Source organism: Mammaliicoccus sp. P-M59 (assembly GCF_022386135.1).
Taxonomy (GTDB): Bacteria; Bacillota; Bacilli; order Staphylococcales; family Staphylococcaceae; genus Mammaliicoccus; species Mammaliicoccus sciuri_A.
Map to the genome: position 1 here is coordinate 84,892 of NZ_JAJNJJ010000008.1, position 20,116 is coordinate 105,007.

General features: G+C 31.1%; 22 protein-coding genes. 10 read left to right on the plus strand and 12 right to left on the minus strand.

Annotation, left to right across the window (positions count from 1 at the left end):
• Positions 1 to 375 precede the first annotated feature (375 nt).
• From LQ617_RS12640 to agrA, 4 genes are read left to right on the plus strand one after another with little or no spacing between them, the layout of a single operon-like run.
• Positions 376 to 951 (plus strand): accessory gene regulator AgrB, encoded by a 576-nt coding sequence (locus tag LQ617_RS12640; protein WP_239740502.1) that lies wholly within the window; start codon positions 376 to 378, stop codon positions 949 to 951.
• Entirely contained in the window at positions 948 to 1,088 is a 141-nt protein-coding gene (agrD, locus tag LQ617_RS12645; protein ID WP_107565491.1) for a cyclic lactone autoinducer peptide AgrD, read from the plus strand. Before LQ617_RS12640 ends, agrD begins: the two co-directional genes overlap by 4 nt.
• A 29-nt stretch (positions 1,089 to 1,117) precedes the next feature.
• On the plus strand, positions 1,118 to 2,434 hold the full coding sequence (gene agrC / locus LQ617_RS16155; RefSeq protein ID WP_107596810.1) for a quorum-sensing sensor histidine kinase AgrC: 1,317 nt from the start codon (positions 1,118 to 1,120) through the stop codon (positions 2,432 to 2,434).
• The gene (gene agrA, locus LQ617_RS12655; protein ID WP_103360855.1) at positions 2,431 to 3,147 is read left to right on the plus strand and encodes a quorum-sensing response regulator AgrA; all 717 of its coding nucleotides are present in this window, start codon (positions 2,431 to 2,433) and stop codon (positions 3,145 to 3,147) included. The genes agrC and agrA overlap by 4 nt, the downstream gene beginning before the upstream one ends.
• Positions 3,148 to 3,207: 60 nt before the next feature.
• On the opposite strand, the gene LQ617_RS12660 is transcribed toward agrA, so the two are convergent.
• Entirely contained in the window at positions 3,208 to 3,426 is a 219-nt protein-coding gene (locus LQ617_RS12660; protein ID WP_025905095.1) for a hypothetical protein, read from the minus strand.
• A 242-nt stretch (positions 3,427 to 3,668) separates the two neighbouring features.
• On the opposite strand from LQ617_RS12660, the gene LQ617_RS12665 reads away from it, so the two are divergent.
• Positions 3,669 to 4,604, plus strand: coding sequence for an LPXTG cell wall anchor domain-containing protein (locus LQ617_RS12665; RefSeq protein ID WP_239740503.1), 936 nt, complete (start codon positions 3,669 to 3,671; stop codon positions 4,602 to 4,604).
• Here the strand turns inward: LQ617_RS12665 and LQ617_RS12670 are convergent.
• On the minus strand, positions 4,594 to 5,166 hold the full coding sequence (locus LQ617_RS12670) for a hypothetical protein (protein WP_204253049.1): 573 nt from the start codon (positions 5,164 to 5,166) through the stop codon (positions 4,594 to 4,596). The genes LQ617_RS12665 and LQ617_RS12670 overlap by 11 nt on opposite strands.
• Before the next feature lie 71 nt (positions 5,167 to 5,237).
• Entirely contained in the window at positions 5,238 to 5,426 is a 189-nt protein-coding gene (locus LQ617_RS12675) for a hypothetical protein (RefSeq protein ID WP_037560030.1), read from the minus strand.
• Positions 5,427 to 5,650: 224 nt separating this feature from the next.
• Here LQ617_RS12675 and LQ617_RS12680 point away from each other — a divergent pair, with 224 nt between their 5' ends.
• Both LQ617_RS12680 and LQ617_RS12685 read left to right on the plus strand, forming a co-directional pair.
• The gene (locus LQ617_RS12680; protein WP_037589548.1) at positions 5,651 to 6,622 is read left to right on the plus strand and encodes a bile acid:sodium symporter family protein; all 972 of its coding nucleotides are present in this window, start codon (positions 5,651 to 5,653) and stop codon (positions 6,620 to 6,622) included.
• 333 nt (positions 6,623 to 6,955) lie between these two features.
• The gene (locus LQ617_RS12685; protein WP_481816977.1) at positions 6,956 to 7,993 is read left to right on the plus strand and encodes a C45 family autoproteolytic acyltransferase/hydolase; all 1,038 of its coding nucleotides are present in this window, start codon (positions 6,956 to 6,958) and stop codon (positions 7,991 to 7,993) included.
• 43 nt (positions 7,994 to 8,036) lie between these two features.
• Here the strand turns inward: LQ617_RS12685 and LQ617_RS12690 are convergent, their stop codons facing one another.
• Both LQ617_RS12690 and LQ617_RS12695 read right to left on the minus strand, forming a co-directional pair.
• Positions 8,037 to 8,876 (minus strand): DUF4097 family beta strand repeat-containing protein, encoded by an 840-nt coding sequence (locus tag LQ617_RS12690; protein ID WP_239740505.1) that lies wholly within the window; start codon positions 8,874 to 8,876, stop codon positions 8,037 to 8,039.
• Entirely contained in the window at positions 8,873 to 9,421 is a 549-nt protein-coding gene (locus LQ617_RS12695; RefSeq protein ID WP_239740506.1) for an HAAS signaling domain-containing protein, read from the minus strand. The genes LQ617_RS12690 and LQ617_RS12695 overlap by 4 nt, the downstream gene beginning before the upstream one ends.
• A gap of 154 nt (positions 9,422 to 9,575) precedes the next feature.
• On the opposite strand from LQ617_RS12695, the gene LQ617_RS12700 reads away from it, so the two are divergent.
• The 3 genes from LQ617_RS12700 to LQ617_RS12710 all read left to right on the plus strand — a co-directional run bounded on the left by LQ617_RS12700 (position 9,576) and on the right by LQ617_RS12710 (position 13,160).
• Positions 9,576 to 10,613: a S66 family peptidase gene (locus LQ617_RS12700; RefSeq protein ID WP_239740507.1), complete on the plus strand. Its 1,038-nt coding sequence runs from the start codon at positions 9,576 to 9,578 to the stop codon at positions 10,611 to 10,613.
• A gap of 81 nt (positions 10,614 to 10,694) precedes the next feature.
• Complete coding sequence (locus tag LQ617_RS12705) at positions 10,695 to 11,246, plus strand: thioredoxin family protein (RefSeq protein WP_025905087.1); 552 nt, start codon at positions 10,695 to 10,697, stop codon at positions 11,244 to 11,246.
• Between the two features lie 675 nt (positions 11,247 to 11,921).
• Positions 11,922 to 13,160: an L-lactate MFS transporter gene (locus tag LQ617_RS12710; protein ID WP_204168745.1), complete on the plus strand. Its 1,239-nt coding sequence runs from the start codon at positions 11,922 to 11,924 to the stop codon at positions 13,158 to 13,160.
• A gap of 82 nt (positions 13,161 to 13,242) precedes the next feature.
• On the opposite strand, the gene LQ617_RS12715 is transcribed toward LQ617_RS12710, so the two are convergent.
• The 7 genes from LQ617_RS12715 to pmtC all read right to left on the minus strand — a co-directional run bounded on the left by LQ617_RS12715 (position 13,243) and on the right by pmtC (position 20,114).
• Complete coding sequence (locus LQ617_RS12715) at positions 13,243 to 14,601, minus strand: gluconate:H+ symporter (protein WP_239740508.1); 1,359 nt, start codon at positions 14,599 to 14,601, stop codon at positions 13,243 to 13,245.
• 12 nt (positions 14,602 to 14,613) lie between these two features.
• Positions 14,614 to 16,149 (minus strand): gluconokinase, encoded by a 1,536-nt coding sequence (gene gntK, locus LQ617_RS12720; RefSeq protein ID WP_198471943.1) that lies wholly within the window; start codon positions 16,147 to 16,149, stop codon positions 14,614 to 14,616.
• A gap of 9 nt (positions 16,150 to 16,158) precedes the next feature.
• Entirely contained in the window at positions 16,159 to 16,866 is a 708-nt protein-coding gene (locus tag LQ617_RS12725) for a GntR family transcriptional regulator (RefSeq protein ID WP_037589561.1), read from the minus strand.
• Positions 16,867 to 17,010: 144 nt separating this feature from the next.
• Positions 17,011 to 18,201 carry an amidohydrolase gene (locus tag LQ617_RS12730; protein ID WP_239740509.1) on the minus strand — a complete coding sequence of 397 codons (1,191 nt, stop codon included), beginning with the start codon at positions 18,199 to 18,201 and terminating at the stop codon, positions 17,011 to 17,013.
• A gap of 50 nt (positions 18,202 to 18,251) precedes the next feature.
• Positions 18,252 to 18,455, minus strand: a complete 204-nt coding sequence (locus tag LQ617_RS12735; RefSeq protein WP_025905081.1) for a hypothetical protein — start codon at positions 18,453 to 18,455, stop codon at positions 18,252 to 18,254.
• Between the two features lie 61 nt (positions 18,456 to 18,516).
• Positions 18,517 to 19,245 carry an ABC transporter permease subunit gene (locus tag LQ617_RS12740; RefSeq protein ID WP_198471941.1) on the minus strand — a complete coding sequence of 243 codons (729 nt, stop codon included), beginning with the start codon at positions 19,243 to 19,245 and terminating at the stop codon, positions 18,517 to 18,519.
• The gene (pmtC, locus tag LQ617_RS12745; RefSeq protein ID WP_037589567.1) at positions 19,242 to 20,114 is read right to left on the minus strand and encodes a phenol-soluble modulin export ABC transporter ATP-binding protein PmtC; all 873 of its coding nucleotides are present in this window, start codon (positions 20,112 to 20,114) and stop codon (positions 19,242 to 19,244) included. Before pmtC ends, LQ617_RS12740 begins: the two co-directional genes overlap by 4 nt.
• Between the last annotated feature and the right edge of the window lie 2 nt (positions 20,115 to 20,116).

Consider the following 20,116-nt stretch of genomic DNA (forward strand, 5'->3'; position numbering starts at 1 on the left):
TTTATTATATGAATAACCACGTATCAAACACAGCAGATATTTAAGTAAACAACCCATTAAAAAGTTCCACTAACCAATTAAAAATACTACAAATAGCATTGACGATATCGCCTGCCATAAAGGATCCTCCTTTATATTTAAACTTTTTAATTTATCATAAAAAATTAAATATTCACTAAATATATTATAGTATTTCAATAATAGAATTTTATATTTTCCCTAAGTCGTTAATTTAAGTTCTTAACTGCATTAAAATTATGTTAAAATACAAATATATTATAAATTCAAACAGTTAGGCATTGAAATAATACAGTTAGGCAAAAGAAGTAAAATGTAAATCAACATGTTCTATAATCATTATGAAGGAGGGGCGCTATGTATCAACCTGTCCAAACACAAATAGATAAAATTGCTGCAAGTCTTCAAAATTCAAATAATCTAGATCATGTTAGTTATTTAAAGGTAAAGTATGGACTAGAAGTATTTGTAGGGAATATGATGAAGACCATAGTTATATACGGCGCTGCCCTTCTATGCCATATATTTTTATACACACTTATTGTACATCTTAGTTATTTTGCCATTCGATATTTCGCGTTTGGCGCGCACGCTAAGTCCACATTTCTATGTACGATACAAAGCCTAATCATGTTTGTCGTTGCACCACTTATAATCATAAATACCAACATGCCCTATTGGCCATTCTTAGCCATAGCGTTAGTCGGATATCTTATCATTATAAAGTACGCACCAATGCAAACAAAGAAACACCCAATATTAGGCAAATGGAAAAAAGGACTTAAACTAAGATCAATCCTAGCAGCAACATTTTTGATAGTATTAACTTTATTCCTTAAAGAACCCTATCAACAATTAATATGTTTAGGATTAATCTTTGAAGCAGTATCACTATTACCTATATTTTACAAAGAGGAGGAAACATTATCATGAATTTATTATCTAGCCTATTTTCAAAATCAGTATCAAATATCCTTTCAGCAATCGGTGAAAAAGCGGTAATTAGAGGTTGTAACGTATTCTTAGATGAAACAGAAGTACCACAAGAATTATTAAACGAAAAACAATAAGTAATATATAATTTGGGAAGTGTAAGTATATGGCACAATTATCAATTACAGAGACTATTATATATGGTTTGTTTCAAACATCATTATTTGTAGTTTTATTAGCACTAACTCAAAACTATCGATATTCAAAAAGGGATTATGTCATCCTATTATTAGGGTACATGATCCCTTCTCTTGCTTTATATTTTATAGTTGGTGTAGCATCTATAATATTTGTTATAACTTTTTTGGGAGTCTTTTTCTACTTTAAATTTAGAATATTTGGGATTATAAATACATTACTGGTCATAATCATTTCAGTAGTTTCAGATTATTTATCATCCTTATTAATTAGACTCATCTTTAATATAGAACCTTCTGCAATATCAACACATGTATTTTATTTTGTCTTTCATTTTATAATCTCAGTATCAATAGCGATTATAATAAGACAATTAATGAATAGGCTTAAGTTAAGCTATTTATATAACAACCGTATCTACCTACTATTGCTAGCAGCATTTTTAGGTCTTTCTTTTACGGTGTTCTACGTGTACATGCCAAAGTCTTACAATACTGAAAAAGAGTTTGAATTTCAAACTTTATTTTATGTGATTTATGTATGTGTTGCGGCTATTTTTATTATTTTAATTTCTTTCACGGTTATTAGAGAGATGGCTTTGCAGCGTACGAAGAAAGAAATCAATCAGTATTATAAGTATACGTTGCAGATTGAGCAGATTAATAATGAGATGCGTAAGTTTCGTCATGATTATGTAAATATTTTAGCGACGTTATCTGAATATATTAGAGAAGATGATATGGATGGTTTGAGAACTTACTTTGACCAAAATATTGCACATCTTCATGATGATATGAAATTAAATGCGATAAAAATTAATGGTCTTCAAAATTTACATGTTAGAGAAATTAAGGGTTTATTAACGACGAAAATTATTCAATCTCAAGAACAGAATATCAATATTAGTGTTGAGATTACTGAACAGATTGATCATATAAATATGAACATTGTTGAATTAAGTAGATGTATCGGCATCATTATGGATAATGCGATTGAGGCTTCTGAGTTTGTTGATAATCCAACGATTCAAATTGCATTTATTAAAAATGAGGAATCGATTTTACTTGTATTCATGAATAAATGTTCTAAAGATACGCCTAAGGTACATAAACTATTTGAAAATCATTATTCTACTAAAGGTCGTAAGCGTGGTATTGGGTTAACTACGTTGAAAGAAATTACTGAGAAGACAGATCATGTTTTCTTAGATACTTTTATTAATAATCAATACTTTATTCAAAAGCTTGAAATTTTAAATGATAGCAATGAGGAAGTGATTCAATGAAAATCATCATTTGTGAAGATGACCCGAAACAATTAGAGCGCATGCAGACGATTATCAATAATTATATTATGATTGAAGAAAAAGAAATGACTATTGAACTTGCAACTCGTGATCCGTATGAATTGTTGGAGCACGTTAAATCTTCAAATGATATAGGCTGTTACTTTTTAGATATTCAATTAGATGCTGATATTAATGGTATTACATTAGCAAGTGAAATACGTAAGTATGACCCTATTGGTAATATTGTTTTTGTCACAAGCCACAGTGAACTGACTTATTTAACATTTGTTTATAAAGTTGCTGCGATGGATTTTATTTTTAAAGATGATCCAGATCAACTGAAGACTAGAGTGTTAGATTGTTTAGACACTGCATACATAAGATTAGGTATGCTTTCAAAAAATACAAACGTTGAAAAGATAGAATTAACGAGAGGTAGCAATTCTGTATATGTTCAATATGATGATGTTATGTTCTTTGAGTCATCATCAAAATCACATAGACTAATTGCTCATCTAGACAATAGACAAATTGAGTTTTATGGCAGTTTAAAAGATTTATCTAATTTAGATGACCGCTTCTTCAGATGTCATAACAGCTATGTCATTAATCGTAATAACGTTGATACTATTAACACGAAAGACCGTGCAGTATATTTTAGTAATGGTGAGCATTGCTATGCATCTGTACGAAATATTAAAAAAATATAAACAAAACAGCGTACATGATTTTTTCAAATGTACGCTGTTTTTTATTAATGATTTTCTTTTTTATTCATGGTTAATAGCATTTCTAAATGATTCAATATCTTCTATGTAATATTTCACTTCGCCGCATTGTAAACATACTGCTGCTTTCGGTATTGCAATCGCTTTGTTTAAAATATCTTCATTCTCTTCTTCTTTTATTAATCTAACATCAACTAGAGTGCCTGGAACATTCGTACGAAGATCATCTACCATTTCTTGATTACAACTTGCACATTTCATATAAGACATCCCCTTTTAGATTATGCTCTTTCTGATTATATTTTACTCTTTTATTTTATCACTTGCAAAAAGATTCAAACGTCCATTGACAAAAATTTTGAATGACATATATATAGGAAGATTTTAGTTGTATTAAAAATTTTATATAAAAAGCATAAAATAATAGTGGCATATCACTTGAGTTTATGGCATAATGATATCAGATGATCATCTAACCATTAATAAGATGAAAGGAGGTCAATATGAAACCTTTCCCAATCTTTTTATTTAGTATTGTATGTATGGTCGCTACATCATTCAATACGTCACGAACTGCACACGCTCATAATGATATGACACCTATTGGCTTTCAATTCTATGCTTCTGATAATACCCCGATATCTAATGAAACTTTCCAATTGCAGTTGGATCAAGAAGTTAAATCATTAACAACTAAATCTGACGGTTTAGCATTTATAGAAATTCCTAATAAGAATATTAAACCTCATTACACTTTAACCACTTCAAATAATCAAACTTTTACTGTAGAACCTAATAAGTTATATAGATTGACTTCTTCTAGTAATATCCAACGCAATATACCAAATACAAATAATCAATCCATTTCAATTAATGTACTTTCAAAGACCTATCACCCTTTAAATAATGTCGAAGTTAAACTCATTGCAGATAATCAAGAACTATCTGGCGTAACAGATCAGAACGGTAATACTACTATCAATATACCCAATACATTTACTAAGTCTACTAAATTTAATGTGAAGATTAACGGCGTAGATAGCCACTCAACAATTTCACTAGGAGAGGATAAATATTATACATTTAATTCTGACGACAAGACTACTTCAACTTTTGAGCAAAATACAAATCAACCTACTCAAATAGATCAAGGACAACAAAGTCAAAGTCAAATTACTGATAATCCGAATTCTAATCATATTCCAAGTCAAAATCAGACATACCAAATCTCAGTTATTAAAGACTCTTTAATTCCAAACCCTAATAAACTTACTAACGATCACACTCATAAAGAAAAAAAGACCAAATCAGAAACATCAAAGCTTCCTGAAACTGGTCAAAGTTCAAAACATTTTTTGAATTATTTAATAAGTGCATTACTCATATGTATTTCATCAATTCTATTTTTTATATTCAAAAAGAAGCGGTCTAAACAATAGCGTTGAATTTTGAAATGATATTACCATCTTCGATTATAATTGGTTTACCGAGATGATTGATACTTTTAATATGTTCGAAATACTTTTCACCTACTATTTGAAACATTGTTTGGGACAATAACGCATTTGAACAATATGTTCGATTAGCATCCCAATTTTCAAATCTATATAATCTTTTTAACAAATTGCAGAAACCTATATGAGATCCTAATATTATCCACGCATCTGGTTCATACTTCATAAATTTATCAACATATTTTTTAGAAGAACCAACATGATTCTTCCAAATGACGATATTAACATATACTTCAGATTTTTTTCGTTCGTACCACATATACTCTATGATTGCTTTTAAATGAAATGCTGTATTAATCATCTCTTTTTCATTACTCGTTCCAATTGTAATCGATTTTAAAAATGGTTGGTCATATTCAATGCTTTCAAGTATGGCATATAATTCATCTTCGCTTGGCACTTTGAGATTATGAGATAAAGCTTTTAATTGATGACACTTGTCATTTTCTAGTCTTGGGGATATTAAAACATTACGCTCATATCGCAAATATAAACCCTCCTAATTTTTAAATATAAAAAAGGGAGCAATCACAGAAATATTGTGATTGCTCCTTTATTTTAATTATTAGATTCGATTTCAGATACAATTTCTTTTGTTTTTTGTTCTAATTCTTCAAAGTCTTTTTTAAACACAAATGCTAAGACAGCAATACCTGCCCCAACAGCAACTGTTGTTATAGCAATTAAGATGAAAAAGAATTTGAATATCCCTTTAATACAATCCATTGAAGTCACCTCATTCATCATTTTCTACCTCTTTCATCATAACATAATATTTAAAATACATAAAAGATATTATCCTTTTCCAAGCGAGATATTATCGATATATAGATATTTTAGTATAATTTCACTTAATATATGTATCATTTCATCATTAATAAGTGAAATAAATAATTAATTCAAATAAAGTATTGAAAAATTTTTGTATTATTGTTAATATTCTGATTATTATTTAATTGGAAGGTGTATATATGAGTAATATTAAGAAGTTCAGTCAGTTTATCAATAAAACATTTGTATTTTGGATGCTTTTGGCAGCAGTGCTAGGCTTTAGCTTTCCAAATGCCATTGCTCAAATAGCACCTTACATTCCTTATTTATTAGGAATTGTAATGTTTGGAATGGGCATGACTATCTCTACAAATGATTTTAAAGAAGTATTTAAATCACCCAAAAGCGTATTAATTGGTGTTATTCTTCAATATACCGTAATGCCTGTCACTGCATATTTAATCGCTAAAGGGCTTAATTTAAGTCCTGATGTAGCATTAGGCGTTATCTTAGTAGGTTGTTGTCCAGGTGGAACTGCATCAAATGTTATTAGCTATTTAGCTAAAGCAAATACTGCATTATCCGTTTCTATTACAACTGTTTCTACATTATTAGCACCTATTGTTACACCTAGTTTAATATATTTATTTGCAAGAGAATGGTTACAAGTATCATTTGCATCTATGTTTATATCAGTAGTTCAAGTTGTACTGATCCCAATTATATTAGGTTTTATCGTACAAAGATTCTTTAGACCAGTAGCTGAAAAATCTATTGATATATTACCGATTATTTCAGTAGTATCTATTTCACTTATTCTTGCAAGCGTAGTCGCAGGTAATAAAACACAAATCATTGAAACTGGTCTTATTATGTTCGGCGTTGTTTTACTTCATAATGTCAGTGGTTTAACAATCGGATACTTATTAGCTAAATTATTCAAACTTAACAGACCAGATAAACGAGCAATTTCTATAGAGGTTGGTATGCAAAATTCCGGACTAGCTGTGTCACTCGCAACAGCACATTTCAATCCCCTATCCGCTGTTCCAGGTGCAATATTCAGCTTTATCCACTTAATCACTGGACCTACAATTGCTATTATATGGTCTAACCAAACTAAAAAGACTAATAAAGCGCAATCTTATAGAACATCAACAGATCAAATATAAAAATTTAGGAGCAAGAGACATTATATCGTCTCTTGCTCCTTTATTTCAAAAATATATATTCTAGCTGTTCTATAAGCGTCATTTAATAGATTATCTTCTATACCATTCTTGCCATATTTTCTTTACGTAAATATATCCTTGATTCCACATTTTACATACCCCCTTCTCACATAATCTGTGAGATAATTGGTAATTCAAATATAACATGGTAATAAATTACATAGGTTAAGCGATTATTACAATCTCTTTAACATCATATTTCCAATTATATGAGAGGATTTACGTGACAAAGTACATAAGTTCAATCAAAATAAATATATGAGGAGTGATAATGTGCAAAATGTTAAGATGCAAACATTAGAGTTTAGAGGTAACCATTATGATTATGGCGTTGCCCAAGCAGAATGGTTAAAGTCTACTAAAATGTTGCAAAATAGAGAAAAAGAAAGGCGAATTAGAAGACCCCGCTTCGATATTAATATAGATGAAACAAAAAATATATATCAAAAATTCGCACCAAAAATTTGGGACGAACTAATGGGGATTCAAGATACATTAAAATTCCCATTAGAAACAATCTTGTTAAACTATGGTCATTATAGAGTTTATGCTAAAGATAGTGGTTGTTCCATCTTCTTAGGAGAAGATTATATGGTTAGAAACTATGATTATAGTCCAGCTACATATGATGGGAGATTTAGTCTATTTCAACCTACAGATGGTGGATACGCACAAATCGGCCCTACTTCTAGAGTAACTGGCAGAATGGATGGCATGAATGAACATGGTCTAGCAATGGGCTATAATTTTATGCATCGTAAAAAACCTGGCGATGGATTTGTATGCTATATGATTGGAAGACTGATCTTAGAAACATGTAAAGATGTCGATGATGCTGTTAGACTATTAAATGAAATTCCTCATCGCAGCTCTTTTAGCTATATTTTAATGGATAAAACAAACAAGAGAATTACTGTAGAAGCGACACCAAGAGAAGTTGTGACTAAACATAACAATTTATGTACTAATCATTTTGAAATATTAAGTCATGAGAATCGAAATTATATTAAAGAGTCTGTCGAAAGATATAATCGAATTGACCAAATCACAAATGATCAAATGTCTTTAGAAGATGCTTTTCGATATTTTAATGATCCTCAATATGAAATTTACAGCAAGTTATTTAAAAGTTGGTCAGGTACGATACATACATCAGCATATATACCTAGCCAATTAAAAATGAAAATAGCACTTGGTGAAAATGGCACCATACATACATTTGATTTCAAAGAATGGTTAGATGGTAAATCCATTAGCCTCCCTACAATAACAGGTCAGATTGATTCAGATATTCTATTTGCTAGTGAGTGAATGAAAATAGGCTGAGACTTAGAAGTCTCAGCCTATTTTCATATTATTTTATATAAATATCTCCATTATCTGTATAACTTTCAATAACGTGTTTACCTTTGCCTACTTTTTCGCCATTAAATGCTTTATTTTCAATTTTTGTATTGCCAGATTCAGATTGAAGTTGTAATAAAGTATTATTGGGTGGATTCATATAAGAAATTGAAATATCTCCATCTTCAGTTGAAGATTTAATATCGCATTCATTTTTCAATTGGCTAATATTAATATTACCTAATGACGTAATCATCTCACTATTCACAAGACTACTTTTATCTACAGATATATTACCCGTTTTAATTTCGCCTGTGAATTCCGTTAAATCTGAATGTTTAACTTTAACACTGCCTAAGTCTGTCATTGCTTTAGCATGTTTCAAGTTTACATTATGATAAACAATGTCACCTGTGTCCGTAATCATATTACTATTATTACTTTTAGCATCATGAACTGAAATGTTTCCGGTATTTGTTGTAATGTTAAATGATTCGTAATTTTTAGGTGGCAATGTGATCACTAAGTGATTAATGGTCTTTCTAAACGGAATAAAATTAGCATTAAATTTGTATTTATTTTCTCTTTCCGTAAAATGCAATAAATTATTTTCAATGCTCGCGTTTACGTCTTGATTACCATTATATTTAATACTTAAATATTTCCCTTTTTTAACTTCAACATTTGTATTTTGCCCATTCACGATAACTTGTTCTACTTGATTGTTTTTATATACTTTTTCATAGGTTTCTTGCTTTTCATATTTATTATTAACCGTAAACCAAAGTATCGTTCCTAAAATGCCAAAAATTAAGAAGATGCCTAGACCAGATAAAAATAACTTCTTCATGATTCAGCACGCCCCTTAACGAGTTTCACACACCATTTTAAATATTTTAAGATGCCTTTGTAACTCACTTCTATTAATTTAAGCCCGGCTATTAACAACATCAGTCCTAATCCTAAGAAAGAAATTGAAAAAATGATATTTGTAATATCAACCCAATAAAAACCATGAACAAATACATTAATCACACTAACGATAGGACCTAACATCATTAAAGCGCCGATTACAACTATAATTAGCAGTACAAAGGCAATGATAAGAAATGGAATAATTATAAAAATTATATTAAAAAAGCTTAGTCCTAATGTCGCTAAAATTGCTTGAAATACATTCTTAAAATTGGGTGATAACTCTGCATCATGAATGGCACTTGTTGCATATATTTTCTTGGCGATTGCTTTAGGTTCACCAAGTTCTTGTATTAAACTTTGTTCATCGTCTGATTCAAAAAATTTCGTTTCATATTCGTACATTATTTTATCTCGCTCTACTTTAGGCAGTCGAGATAATTCATCCTCAAGGTAATTAAGGAAGGTTATTTTATCCATAGAAATACCCCTTATATTCTGAAGTTAACCTTACATTATTCATTATTTTACCATTCTTTTTACAAACAAACTTATATTATCATTTGAATTATTTGATTTCAAGTTATACCCGTATGCTATACTAATTTCAATATACAAATAAGGGGGTAATGATGTGAAAGAATTAATAAAACCGAGTAAGCTTTCTAAAGGCGATACTGTAGCAATTGTCTCACCTTCTTCAGGTTTAGCTGGTGAAAAAGACATATTATGGAGAACTGAAGTTGGTATACAAAGATTAAAGGATGAGTTCGGATTAAATGTCAAAGTCATGCCACACGCATTAAAAGGTGCTGACTTTACATATAACCATCCAGAAAAACGTGTAGAAGATTTACATCAAGCACTTCAAGATCCAGAAGTTAAAGCTATTATCTGTACATTAGGCGGAGACGATTCTGTTCGATTGTGGCCATACATAGATTTAAATATTATTAAAGATAACCCTAAAATTTTCAGTGGCTATTCAGACACGACTGCACTTCATTTCATGTTTTATCAAGCAGGTGTTTCTAGCTTTTACGGACCATTGTTATTAACTGATTTTGCAGAAAATGTTCAGATGGATGACTACACTGTTCAATCGATTAATCAAACGTGGTTCCAAAATGGTGTTGTCGGTAACGTAACTACTTCACCACAAATTAGAAAATACGGTTTACAATGGGATGAAAAGAACAAAAATATTAACCGGGAATCTTTTGACAATAACGGATATGAAATTCTAAATGGTTCTGGTAAAGCTACTGGACATCTTATTGGCGGTTGTATGGAATTATTCCATTCCTTAAAAGCTACTGACGTGTTCCCTAATAAAGATGTCTTTGATGGTGCTATTCTTTTCATTGAGACTGCTGAAGTTCATGCCCCACCTTGGTTAATGGAAGATTATGTTCGTGCATTTGGTTCTATGGGTATTTTTGATAGAATTAATGGCGTTATTATCGGAAGACCTCAAGACGACGTATATTATGAAGAATATAAAGAAGTCTGGGTTAAAATGTTAAAAGAGTGGCATCAAGAAGATATGCCCGTTTTCTATAATGCTAGTTTTGGACATAATGAACCAAAATGCATTATTCCATACGGTGCACAAGCTGAATTAGATGTCGATAATAAGACATTTACAATAATCGATAATGCTGTAGATTAATTATTCATTTTAAAGTATTGTACTTTGCGAAATATTTCAGAATTGTTATAATATTAAGTATATCAAAGGGGGATTTTTACAATGACAAAGTTAGCTACATACTATGAACAGGCACAACCCATTAAAGAATATGTTAATGAGATGACAACAAATAAAGAGCAATTACTCGATATTTATCAATCTTTCCAATTACCTAAAAATGATGAACGATTAGATAAAATTAAAGATAAAAATTATAAAGTACTTGTGATTACTGAAGATTGGTGTGGAGATGCAATGATGAACATACCTGTTCTATTAAACATTGCTGATTACGCTAATATTGAAGTGAAAGCTTTCCATCGTGATGAAGATACAAATTTAATTGATCAATACTTAACAAATGGTACTGCTCGCTCTATACCTATTTTTGTATTTTTAAATGACAAACATGAACAAGAACATGTATGGGGACCAAGAGCAATCAGCGTCCAAAAATTTGTAGAAAATATTCGCAAAGATTTACCAAGTAAAGACGATCCAACATATGCTGAAAAAGAAAAAGAAGTACATCATAGCATCCATGAAACTTATCAAAATAAAACAGAATTTTGGGATGACGTATACGAATCAATCGTTAGTTCAATTTCATAATTAAACGATTAAGGCTCGGACATTTAGTCCGAGCCTTATTTATGTATGAATGCCCCTATTCACTTAGGAGAATTTCTCGCCATCCCCATGGCTACTAATATAACTATACTTCAAATCAATAAAAACTGAAAATTCATGTTATTAAAGTTAACATGTAAAAATTGGCAAGTGAAAAGCGCTCGTCCGGGAATTAACGAGCGCTTTTCGGGGAAGGGTTATTAATTAAGGAAACATGTATTTTTATAAAGCCGGGAAACTTTATAAAAATATCTTGAATCATTTTATGATCCATTTCAACGTTACAATTACAGATAACTATCAAAACACGTTCTACACAAAGTCATTTACAATCATGAAAAAAACATATACGAAATAGTTTTGAGGAATTGAATGGATTGTGCTTCGTGTTGTGTTATCTATGACTAAAGTATATCAGTGAGATAGGAATTTTTGTTGATTCATTCTTAACTCAAATATTTCATTTCTTAAGTGTATTTTACAACTATTTTTTTAACAGTTAGGAATGCCTAACTGTTAAAAAGGCGATGAAATCAACATGCATTCATGCTGCCTAACTGTTCAATAATGTCACTTTTTTCAAAATTTTGATTGCTGAATATTCTGAATTTAGCTATAATGACATCAATTGGACACAATTACTATAGGGGGAATATGATGAACAAGAAAATCAAAAACAGGTGGCTCATTGCTGTTGCAGCTGTTGGAATACATATTTCAATAGGATCTGTTTATTCATGGAGTGTTTTCACGAAACATATTCAAAATGATTTAGGCTTTACTTTAAGTGAAGTATCTAGAATATTTAGTATTGCAATATTATTTTTAGGTCTTTCTGCAGCTTTTATGGGGCATTTCGTTGAGAAATTTGGTCCACGTTTATCTGGACTTGTTTCTACGATATTTTTCATCTCAGGATTGTTACTTTCTAGTTATGCGATTTCCGTTGAGAGCTTACCCTTACTTTACTTAGGATATGGTGTATTATCAGGTATTGGACTTGGTATTGGTTATATTGCACCTGTATCTACATTAGTAAAATGGTTCCCCGATAAGCGTGGTATGGCTACAGGATTAGCCATTATGGGATTTGGATTCGCATCAATGATCGCCAGTCCAGTTATAGAATTTCTCATTACACATTTTAATCTTGTCTCGACTTTTATCATTTTAGCAGTCGTGTATTGTGTTATCATGCTGATCTCTAGTTTATATTTAGAAAGACCACCAGAATATTATAGACCTAATAGTTTTAATCCTCAAAAAGATAAAAAGAAAAAACCAGACTTAGTTCAAATGTCTGCTAATGAGGCCGTTAGAACTAAAAGGTTTTATTATTTATGGTTAATGCTTTTTATCAATGTTACTTGTGGTATAGCGATTTTATCTGTCGCAAGTCCAATGGCACAAGAAATTGTAAACTTAACACCTGCTCAAGCTGCAACAATGGTTGGAATTATAGGAGTGTTTAATGGTCTTGGTCGACTCATTTGGGCAAGTATATCTGACTTTATTGGCAGAACAAATGTCTATACAATTTTCTTTGTCATACAAATCGCATTATTCTTATGGTTGCCAATCGTTGATAATCCAATGCTATTTCAAATTATTCTGTTCATCATTATCTCTTGTTATGGCGGTGGTTTCTCTTCTATCCCCGCTTATATCGGTGATATATTTGGTACGAAACAACTCGGTGCCATACATGGCTATATATTAACTGCATGGGCAGCAGCTGGATTAGTTGGACCTTTTATATCAGCAACTGTCAGAGAAGTTACACAAAGTTACATGGCAACATTATATATTTTCGCAGCATTCTTTGTAGTAGCTTTAGCGATTTCATTCTTAATCAGAGTAGATATTAAAAGAATTAAAGAAATGCAAGCACAGTAAACATCAAATAAAAACACATAACAAAACCTCCAAATCTTTAAATAAACAGATTTGGAGGTTTTTATATTCATATTTAAATAAATTATACAAATAGACTTATAAATAGTATAAAGATAATACCTGAAACTGAGATAACTGTTTCAAGAAGCGTCCATGATAAGAATGTTTCTTTCATCGTTAAACCGAAATATTCTTTAAACATCCAGAAACCTGCATCATTCACGTGTGACGCGATTACACTACCAGCACCAGTTGCTAATACGACTAATGCTAAATTAGCATCTGATGATTCTAATAATGGCATAACAATACCAACTGTTGAAATAGCAGCAACTGTAGCAGAACCTAATGCTAATCTTAGTACTGCTGCAACGATCCAAGCTAATAATATTGGAGACATTGCTGTATCTGTAAATAGTGACTCAACTGTTTTACCTACGCCGCCATCAATTAATATTTGCTTAAATGCACCACCGCCACCGATGATTAAGAGCATCATACCAATTGGATAAATGGCATTTGTTAAGGTATCCATAACTTCTGTAACTTTATATCCTCGTTTAAGACCCATTGAATAAATAGCGAATAATACTGAAATTAACATTGCAGTACCCGCTTCACCAATAAAACTAATAAAGCCTAAAATACCTTGTGGGTTTTCTGGTGAGCCTGTTAATAAATCTACAATAGTTGAAATAAGCATAATAAATACTGGTAATAAAGCTGTTAAAGCAGAAATTCCAAAGCTAGGTGTTTCGTCTATATTGAATGTTTTTTGTTTACCTAATGAAGCTAAGTCACCTGACTTAGTAAATGCTTCTGGAATTGCTTTTTTCGCAAATCTTGTAAAAATAGGACCTGCAATAATTGTTACTGGTATTGCAACAATAAAGCCGAATAGTAATACTTGACCAATATCTGCACCAAATTCTTGAGCGATCATGACTGGACCTGGATGAGGTGGTAAAAATCCATGTGTAACAGATAATGCAGCTGTCATTGGAATACCTAAGTATAATGTTGAAACTTTAGACTCTTTAGCAATTGTAAAGACAATCGGAATTAATAGTACTAACCCTACTTCGAAGAATAAAGCTATACCAATAATAAATGATGCTGTTACAACTGCCCATTGAATACGTTTTTGACCAAATTTATTAATCAATGTATGTGCAATTCTAGTTGCACCGCCCCCGTCTGCTAATAACTTACCTAACATAGCACCGAGACCAAATATTAAAGCAATGTGACCGAGTGTAGAGCCCATTCCTGTTTCAATTGTACCGATAACTTTGCTTAGTGGCATACCAAGCATAATACCCGTTAACATAGCCGTGATAATCAGAGATACAAATGTGTTAAGTTTTAACCACATAATTAAACCTAATAATATAACAATTGCGAGTGCGACAATTAATAATGGTGCAATATCTGAAAACATATAAACATCTCCTTATGAATGTGTTGATTGAAATTCTGAGATTAAATCGTATTCTTCATTTAATTTACGACTTAAATTGATATAAATCGGAATTAACGATTGGTAAATATCGACATTCTCTTGATTAGGTTCATGTTGATATGTTTTACCGACCATTTTGTTTAAAACTTCAAAATCCTCAATTTCCCCAATAGCTTTTAATCCTAATATGCAAGCACCTAAACATGAACTTTCGTAACTTTCTGGTACTTCAACAGAAGTATCAAATATATCTGCCATCATTTGGCGCCATACTTCACTCTTAGCAAATCCACCTGTTGCTTTAATTTGTTCAGGCGCTTTATCCATCACTTCTATTAAAGCAAGATACACTGTATATAAATTAAGTAGAACACCTTCTAACGCAGCACGTATCATATGTTCTTTTTTATGAGATAGTGTCAAACCAAAGTAACTACCTCTTGCATTCGCATTCCAAAGCGGTGCTCTTTCACCAGCTAAATATGGATGGAATAACAAACCATTTGCCCCAGGTTTAACTCTACTTGCAATCTTAGTTAAGACATCATATGAATCAACGCCGAGTCTTTTAGCTGTTTCAACTTCACTTGCTAACAATTCATCTCTTAACCATCTTAGAACGACACCACCGTTATTCACTGGTCCACCGATGCAATAATGATCTTCCGTTAATACGTAACAGAATATTCTTCCTTTATCATCTGTCTTTGGTTTATCAATAATTGTTCTAATAGCACCACTCGTTCCAATCGTTACGGCTACTTCTCCTTCACGATAACTATTAACCCCTAAATTGGACAACACGCCATCTGAAGCGCCGATTACAATCGGTGTATCTTCATTGATACCCATAATATCAGCGTAATTCTTTTTAACTTGCTTCATAATATGTGTTGTAGACACTAATTCTGGTAATTGCGTTTCATTAATTTCAAGTAAGTTTAAGACATCTTTATCCCAATTTAATGTATTTAAATTCATCATACCCGTCGCTGAACCAATTGAGTGATCCATAACGTATGTTTCAAATAATTGATAGAATACATAAGTCTTAATATCTATCCATTTCTCAGTGTTCTTGAATATATCGGCATGTTCATGTTTTAACCAATAAATTTTTGATAATGGAGACATTGGATGAATCGGTGTACCCGTTCTTTTATATATTTCTAATCCGTTATGTTCATTATTTATCTTATCTGCGTATTCACTTGCTCTATTATCTGCCCAAGTGATACATTCCGTTAATGGCTGATTATTTTTATCCATTGCTATCAAGCTGTGCATGGCACTACTGAAACTTAATAATTTGATTTCTTCTGGCTTAGCGCCAACTTCTCTAATCACTTTTTTTACTGTAAATAGTACAGCGTCGAATATTTCTGCAGGACTTTCTTCTGCAACGCCGATTTCATGGGTCGTCATTGGATATTCTATATTATGTTTTTTCAAAAAGTTCCCTTCGCTATCATAAATAACAGCTTTAGTACTCGTTGTACCAATATCTACACCAATCATATATTTCATTACAAAATCCTACTTTCTATCTATATTAGTTTGAGAATTCCACAAGACATCAATTTGTTCATCAACGTCATCGAAATTTAAATGAAATGCTTCTTTCATTTTATTTCTATCTTTATTTTCAATCGCTTCAATATATACTTTATGGTTGTGTATCACTCTTTTGAAATCTTCTGGTTCATTCTGCATTCTTTTTCTCATCGAAATTAAAACTAAACATTCCATAACTGGCGTTAAATTGTGCCATATCATTTCAATGTATTGATGGTGAATAGCAGTGATCATTGATTCATGAAATAGTAAATCCAATCTCGTGAATTCATCTGCATCTTCAAATTCAACAGCTACAGTCATCATTTTTAATATTTTATTTAGTTGTTTAATCACTTCTTCATTATTTTCAACGAGTAATCTTTCAAATACAAATGACTCTAACATTAACCTAATGTCATATATTTCTTTTTGGTTAGCTTTAGATAACCCCATAACAACTGCTCCCATACGTTCTAAAGATATAAGTCCATCTTGTTGCAGGAGTTTAAGTGCATCTCTTACTGGTGATCGACTCACTTCAAATTGTTGAGCAATTTTATTTTCACTTAACTTATCGCCTTCTTCTATAATCTTACTTATAATTGCTAGCCTAAGTTCACTCGCTACTTGCTCTCCCGTTGATCGATGCTTTAACCATTCGCTTGGATAATGATAATGATGTTTCATAAAATACCTCCAAACTTCGTATACTTGTATACAAGTTATTGTAAACGTTTTCTAATTATTTGTAAACGGTTACTGCTTATTTTTTAAAATACAAAAAAAAGAGTTCAGGATATTTTTTCATCCTAAACTCTCATAAATATAGCGCTATTTTATTGATAATCGATTTAGTACAACTTCCCCTAATGCTTTACTCGCCGTTAATAAAGCATCTTCATTTACGACAAATTTTGGACTATGGTTAAAGTGCGCTTTATCAATTCCATATGGTTTACATCCAACAAAGAAAAATGTACCTGGTATTTTCTCAAGATATATCGCAAAGTCTTCAGAACTCGTTAATTGTTCATGTTCTTTTAATGATTCAAAATAATCACCTTGACTCGTTGCCAAAATATCTATTAAATAATCTGTTTGTTTATAGTGATTGACTAGCGGAATACAATCTAATTCATATTTAAACTCACATTGAATATTAAAAGTATCTTCTAACCCTTTAATTAACTGTTCGATTTCATCATGGATTTGATGCCCAATACGACTTTCCATATATCTTACATCACCAGCTAATTCAACACTATCTTGGATAACATTTAATGATCCTAAACCATTAAATGAACTAATCGTAACGACGCCCATATCAAATGGATTCAACCTTCTTGATACAACAGTTTGTACATTCGTTACGAAAGTACTTGCTGCCATAATTGCGTCATTCGCTAGGTGTGGACTTGATCCATGACCACCTTTTCCTTTAACTTTAAGGTGAAATAATGATCGACCACCCATTGTTGGACCTTTCCTATATGAAATAACATCTGGTGTATAATCAGGGAATAAATGAATACCATAGATTTCATCCACACCATTTAAATATCCTGATTGCACCATGTCAATTGCGCCACCTGGTGCTAACTCTTCTGCATGTTGATGGATAATCATAATCTTACCTGGTAAATGCGCTTTAAGTTCAATCAAACATTCCGCAAGTATTAACAAACATGCAGTATGTGCATCATGCCCACAAGCATGCATCCACCCTTTATTTTTAGAACTAAATGGCAATCCGGTATCTTCAGTAATATTTAACGCATCAAAGTCTGCACGTAATGCAATTGTTCTTCCCGGTAAACTGCCTTCAATTTCTACAATCAGTCCGTAATTACCACCAATACGGTTATGTATTACAACGTCTTTATTTTCATAAAACGCTTCTATATATTGTGATGTCTTCACTTCATTAAATGACGGTTCAGGATATTGATGTAAATATTGATAATGCTTAATCATATCTTGCTCTTTTTGTTCGAGCTTTTTGAATAGTAAACTACGTAACATAGATTCACCTCCTCAATTTCATAAAAAGTAACTACCACAAAATGTAGTAGCTACTTTTTTTCATTTTTATCTTTTAATTTATCTGGATGTTCATCAACTTTATCTTCTTTTTCAAATTTCGCTAATACGGCTGTTAGGAAAAATCCTAGTCCAGCTCCGATCATTAATGAGCTAGGTGTACCGTGGAAAAAGAAACTTGCAACAATACATATTATACCAATAATGATATAATGTTTAATAAATTTTTTACCCAAAAATATCCCTCATTCTTATGTCTAATAATTTAAATTTAACATAGAAATGAGGGATAAACCATTAAATATTCTTATTTCTTATCATGTAATGATTGATACCTGTGAATACAGCAATACATGCTACAGATATCCAAATTTGTGATACTTTCATTGTGAGTAAACCTTGATTCAATATTTTTGGTAAAAAGTCTAAAGGATTGTATTTCATCATTTTTGATAAATCTTCCCCTATTTCAGGAATAAAAATCAATGCATCAAAGATGTTAGGTAAAAATAATATTAATATGATGGCAGTAGTATAAACAACTGCTGATTTACCAGTTAATAAATTAAGGATATTTAATAATGTTCCGTAAAATAGCATGATAAGTAGAAATTCACCAAACATTTTGAAATAGTCCGAAACACTTAATTCGCCTGCATCAATTATAGTTGATGCTAATAATGTAAATAGCGTACCTAAAATCGTAAATATAATAACAATGCCAATGATAGATAGTAACTTGCCATATAAATACTTCACTCTATTTGTTTTAGAATTTAAAAACAACTGAATCGTACCATACTGCATATCACGTACTATCGTTCTAATAGAGAACATTAATAATACGAGTCCTCCAAATACGAAGAACATAGCCAATACAACTTGTGCATCAAATGGTCCATCTAATGTTTTAACAGAAATCATGATGGCTATTCCTGGAAACAATGAAATAAGAAATCCTAAATAGCCTAATGGACTTTTAAATATTCTCGTTAAATCATATTTTACATGTTGGGCGATATTCATGATACTTCAACTCCTTTGTTAATATTAAAGTATTGATCTCTTAAAGTCGTTTTATTATTTTGAATAAACTTAGGATAAATATTTTTAGCGCTTAACGCTTTTAACACTTCTTGATAATCTTCTAGCGCTTCTACTGAAATAATCGATTCTTGTTTATTACTTGTTACTACTTTGTAATTCATCGTAAGAAGATTAAGTGCTTCATTATAGTTTGAATGATCAAAAATAAATTTAGTCACGTCTTTAGATTGAGCTTTCATATCATAATCTTCAACGATCGCACCATCTTTCATAAATACCGTTCTATCGCATATTAATTCAATATCTTCTAACTTATGACTTGAAATGAGTACTTTAATATTCAAATCTTTACTTACTTTTTCTAACGTTTTTAAGACATCAATCGAACCGTCTGGATCCATCCCGTTTGTCGGTTCATCTAAAATCAAATATTGTGGTTTATTCATAAGTGCAACTGCAATAGATAACTTCTGTTTCATACCCATTGAATATTTTTTTACTTTTTTGTCGATATAAGGCTTAATACCAAATGACTCAATTAACATATTGATATAATCATCATCAATATTAGTCCCTAATACATTTCTAAAGAAGTTTAAATTATAATAGCCTGTTTTATTTAAATATAATTTAGGATTTTCTATTAAATAACCCACTTTGTCACTATTTTCTTTGTTAAAATTTCCTTCATACTTCATAATATTCTGGTTCATAATTTTCATTAATGTTGTTTTACCTACACCATTTTTACCAATCAATCCGACAATTTGGCTATCCCCAAAATCAAAGTCAATATTTTTGAGGATATGTTGCTTACCATAATACTTTTGTATATTATTTAATTTCACGA

Coding starts and splice junctions, on each gene's coding strand:
- LQ617_RS12640 (WP_239740502.1), top strand. CDS start 376: ATGTATCAACCTGTCCAAACACAAATAGATAAAATTGCTGCAAGTCTT.
- agrD (WP_107565491.1), top strand. CDS start 948: ATGAATTTATTATCTAGCCTATTTTCAAAATCAGTATCAAATATCCTT.
- agrC (WP_107596810.1), top strand. CDS start 1,118: ATGGCACAATTATCAATTACAGAGACTATTATATATGGTTTGTTTCAA.
- agrA (WP_103360855.1), top strand. CDS start 2,431: ATGAAAATCATCATTTGTGAAGATGACCCGAAACAATTAGAGCGCATG.
- LQ617_RS12660 (WP_025905095.1), bottom strand. CDS start 3,426: ATGAAATGTGCAAGTTGTAATCAAGAAATGGTAGATGATCTTCGTACG.
- LQ617_RS12665 (WP_239740503.1), top strand. CDS start 3,669: ATGAAACCTTTCCCAATCTTTTTATTTAGTATTGTATGTATGGTCGCT.
- LQ617_RS12675 (WP_037560030.1), bottom strand. CDS start 5,426: ATGATGAATGAGGTGACTTCAATGGATTGTATTAAAGGGATATTCAAA.
- LQ617_RS12680 (WP_037589548.1), top strand. CDS start 5,651: ATGAGTAATATTAAGAAGTTCAGTCAGTTTATCAATAAAACATTTGTA.
- LQ617_RS12690 (WP_239740505.1), bottom strand. CDS start 8,876: ATGAAGAAGTTATTTTTATCTGGTCTAGGCATCTTCTTAATTTTTGGC.
- LQ617_RS12695 (WP_239740506.1), bottom strand. CDS start 9,421: ATGGATAAAATAACCTTCCTTAATTACCTTGAGGATGAATTATCTCGA.
- LQ617_RS12705 (WP_025905087.1), top strand. CDS start 10,695: ATGACAAAGTTAGCTACATACTATGAACAGGCACAACCCATTAAAGAA.
- LQ617_RS12710 (WP_204168745.1), top strand. CDS start 11,922: ATGAACAAGAAAATCAAAAACAGGTGGCTCATTGCTGTTGCAGCTGTT.
- LQ617_RS12715 (WP_239740508.1), bottom strand. CDS start 14,601: ATGTTTTCAGATATTGCACCATTATTAATTGTCGCACTCGCAATTGTT.
- gntK (WP_198471943.1), bottom strand. CDS start 16,149: ATGAAATATATGATTGGTGTAGATATTGGTACAACGAGTACTAAAGCT.
- LQ617_RS12725 (WP_037589561.1), bottom strand. CDS start 16,866: ATGAAACATCATTATCATTATCCAAGCGAATGGTTAAAGCATCGATCA.
- LQ617_RS12730 (WP_239740509.1), bottom strand. CDS start 18,201: ATGTTACGTAGTTTACTATTCAAAAAGCTCGAACAAAAAGAGCAAGAT.
- LQ617_RS12740 (WP_198471941.1), bottom strand. CDS start 19,245: ATGAATATCGCCCAACATGTAAAATATGATTTAACGAGAATATTTAAA.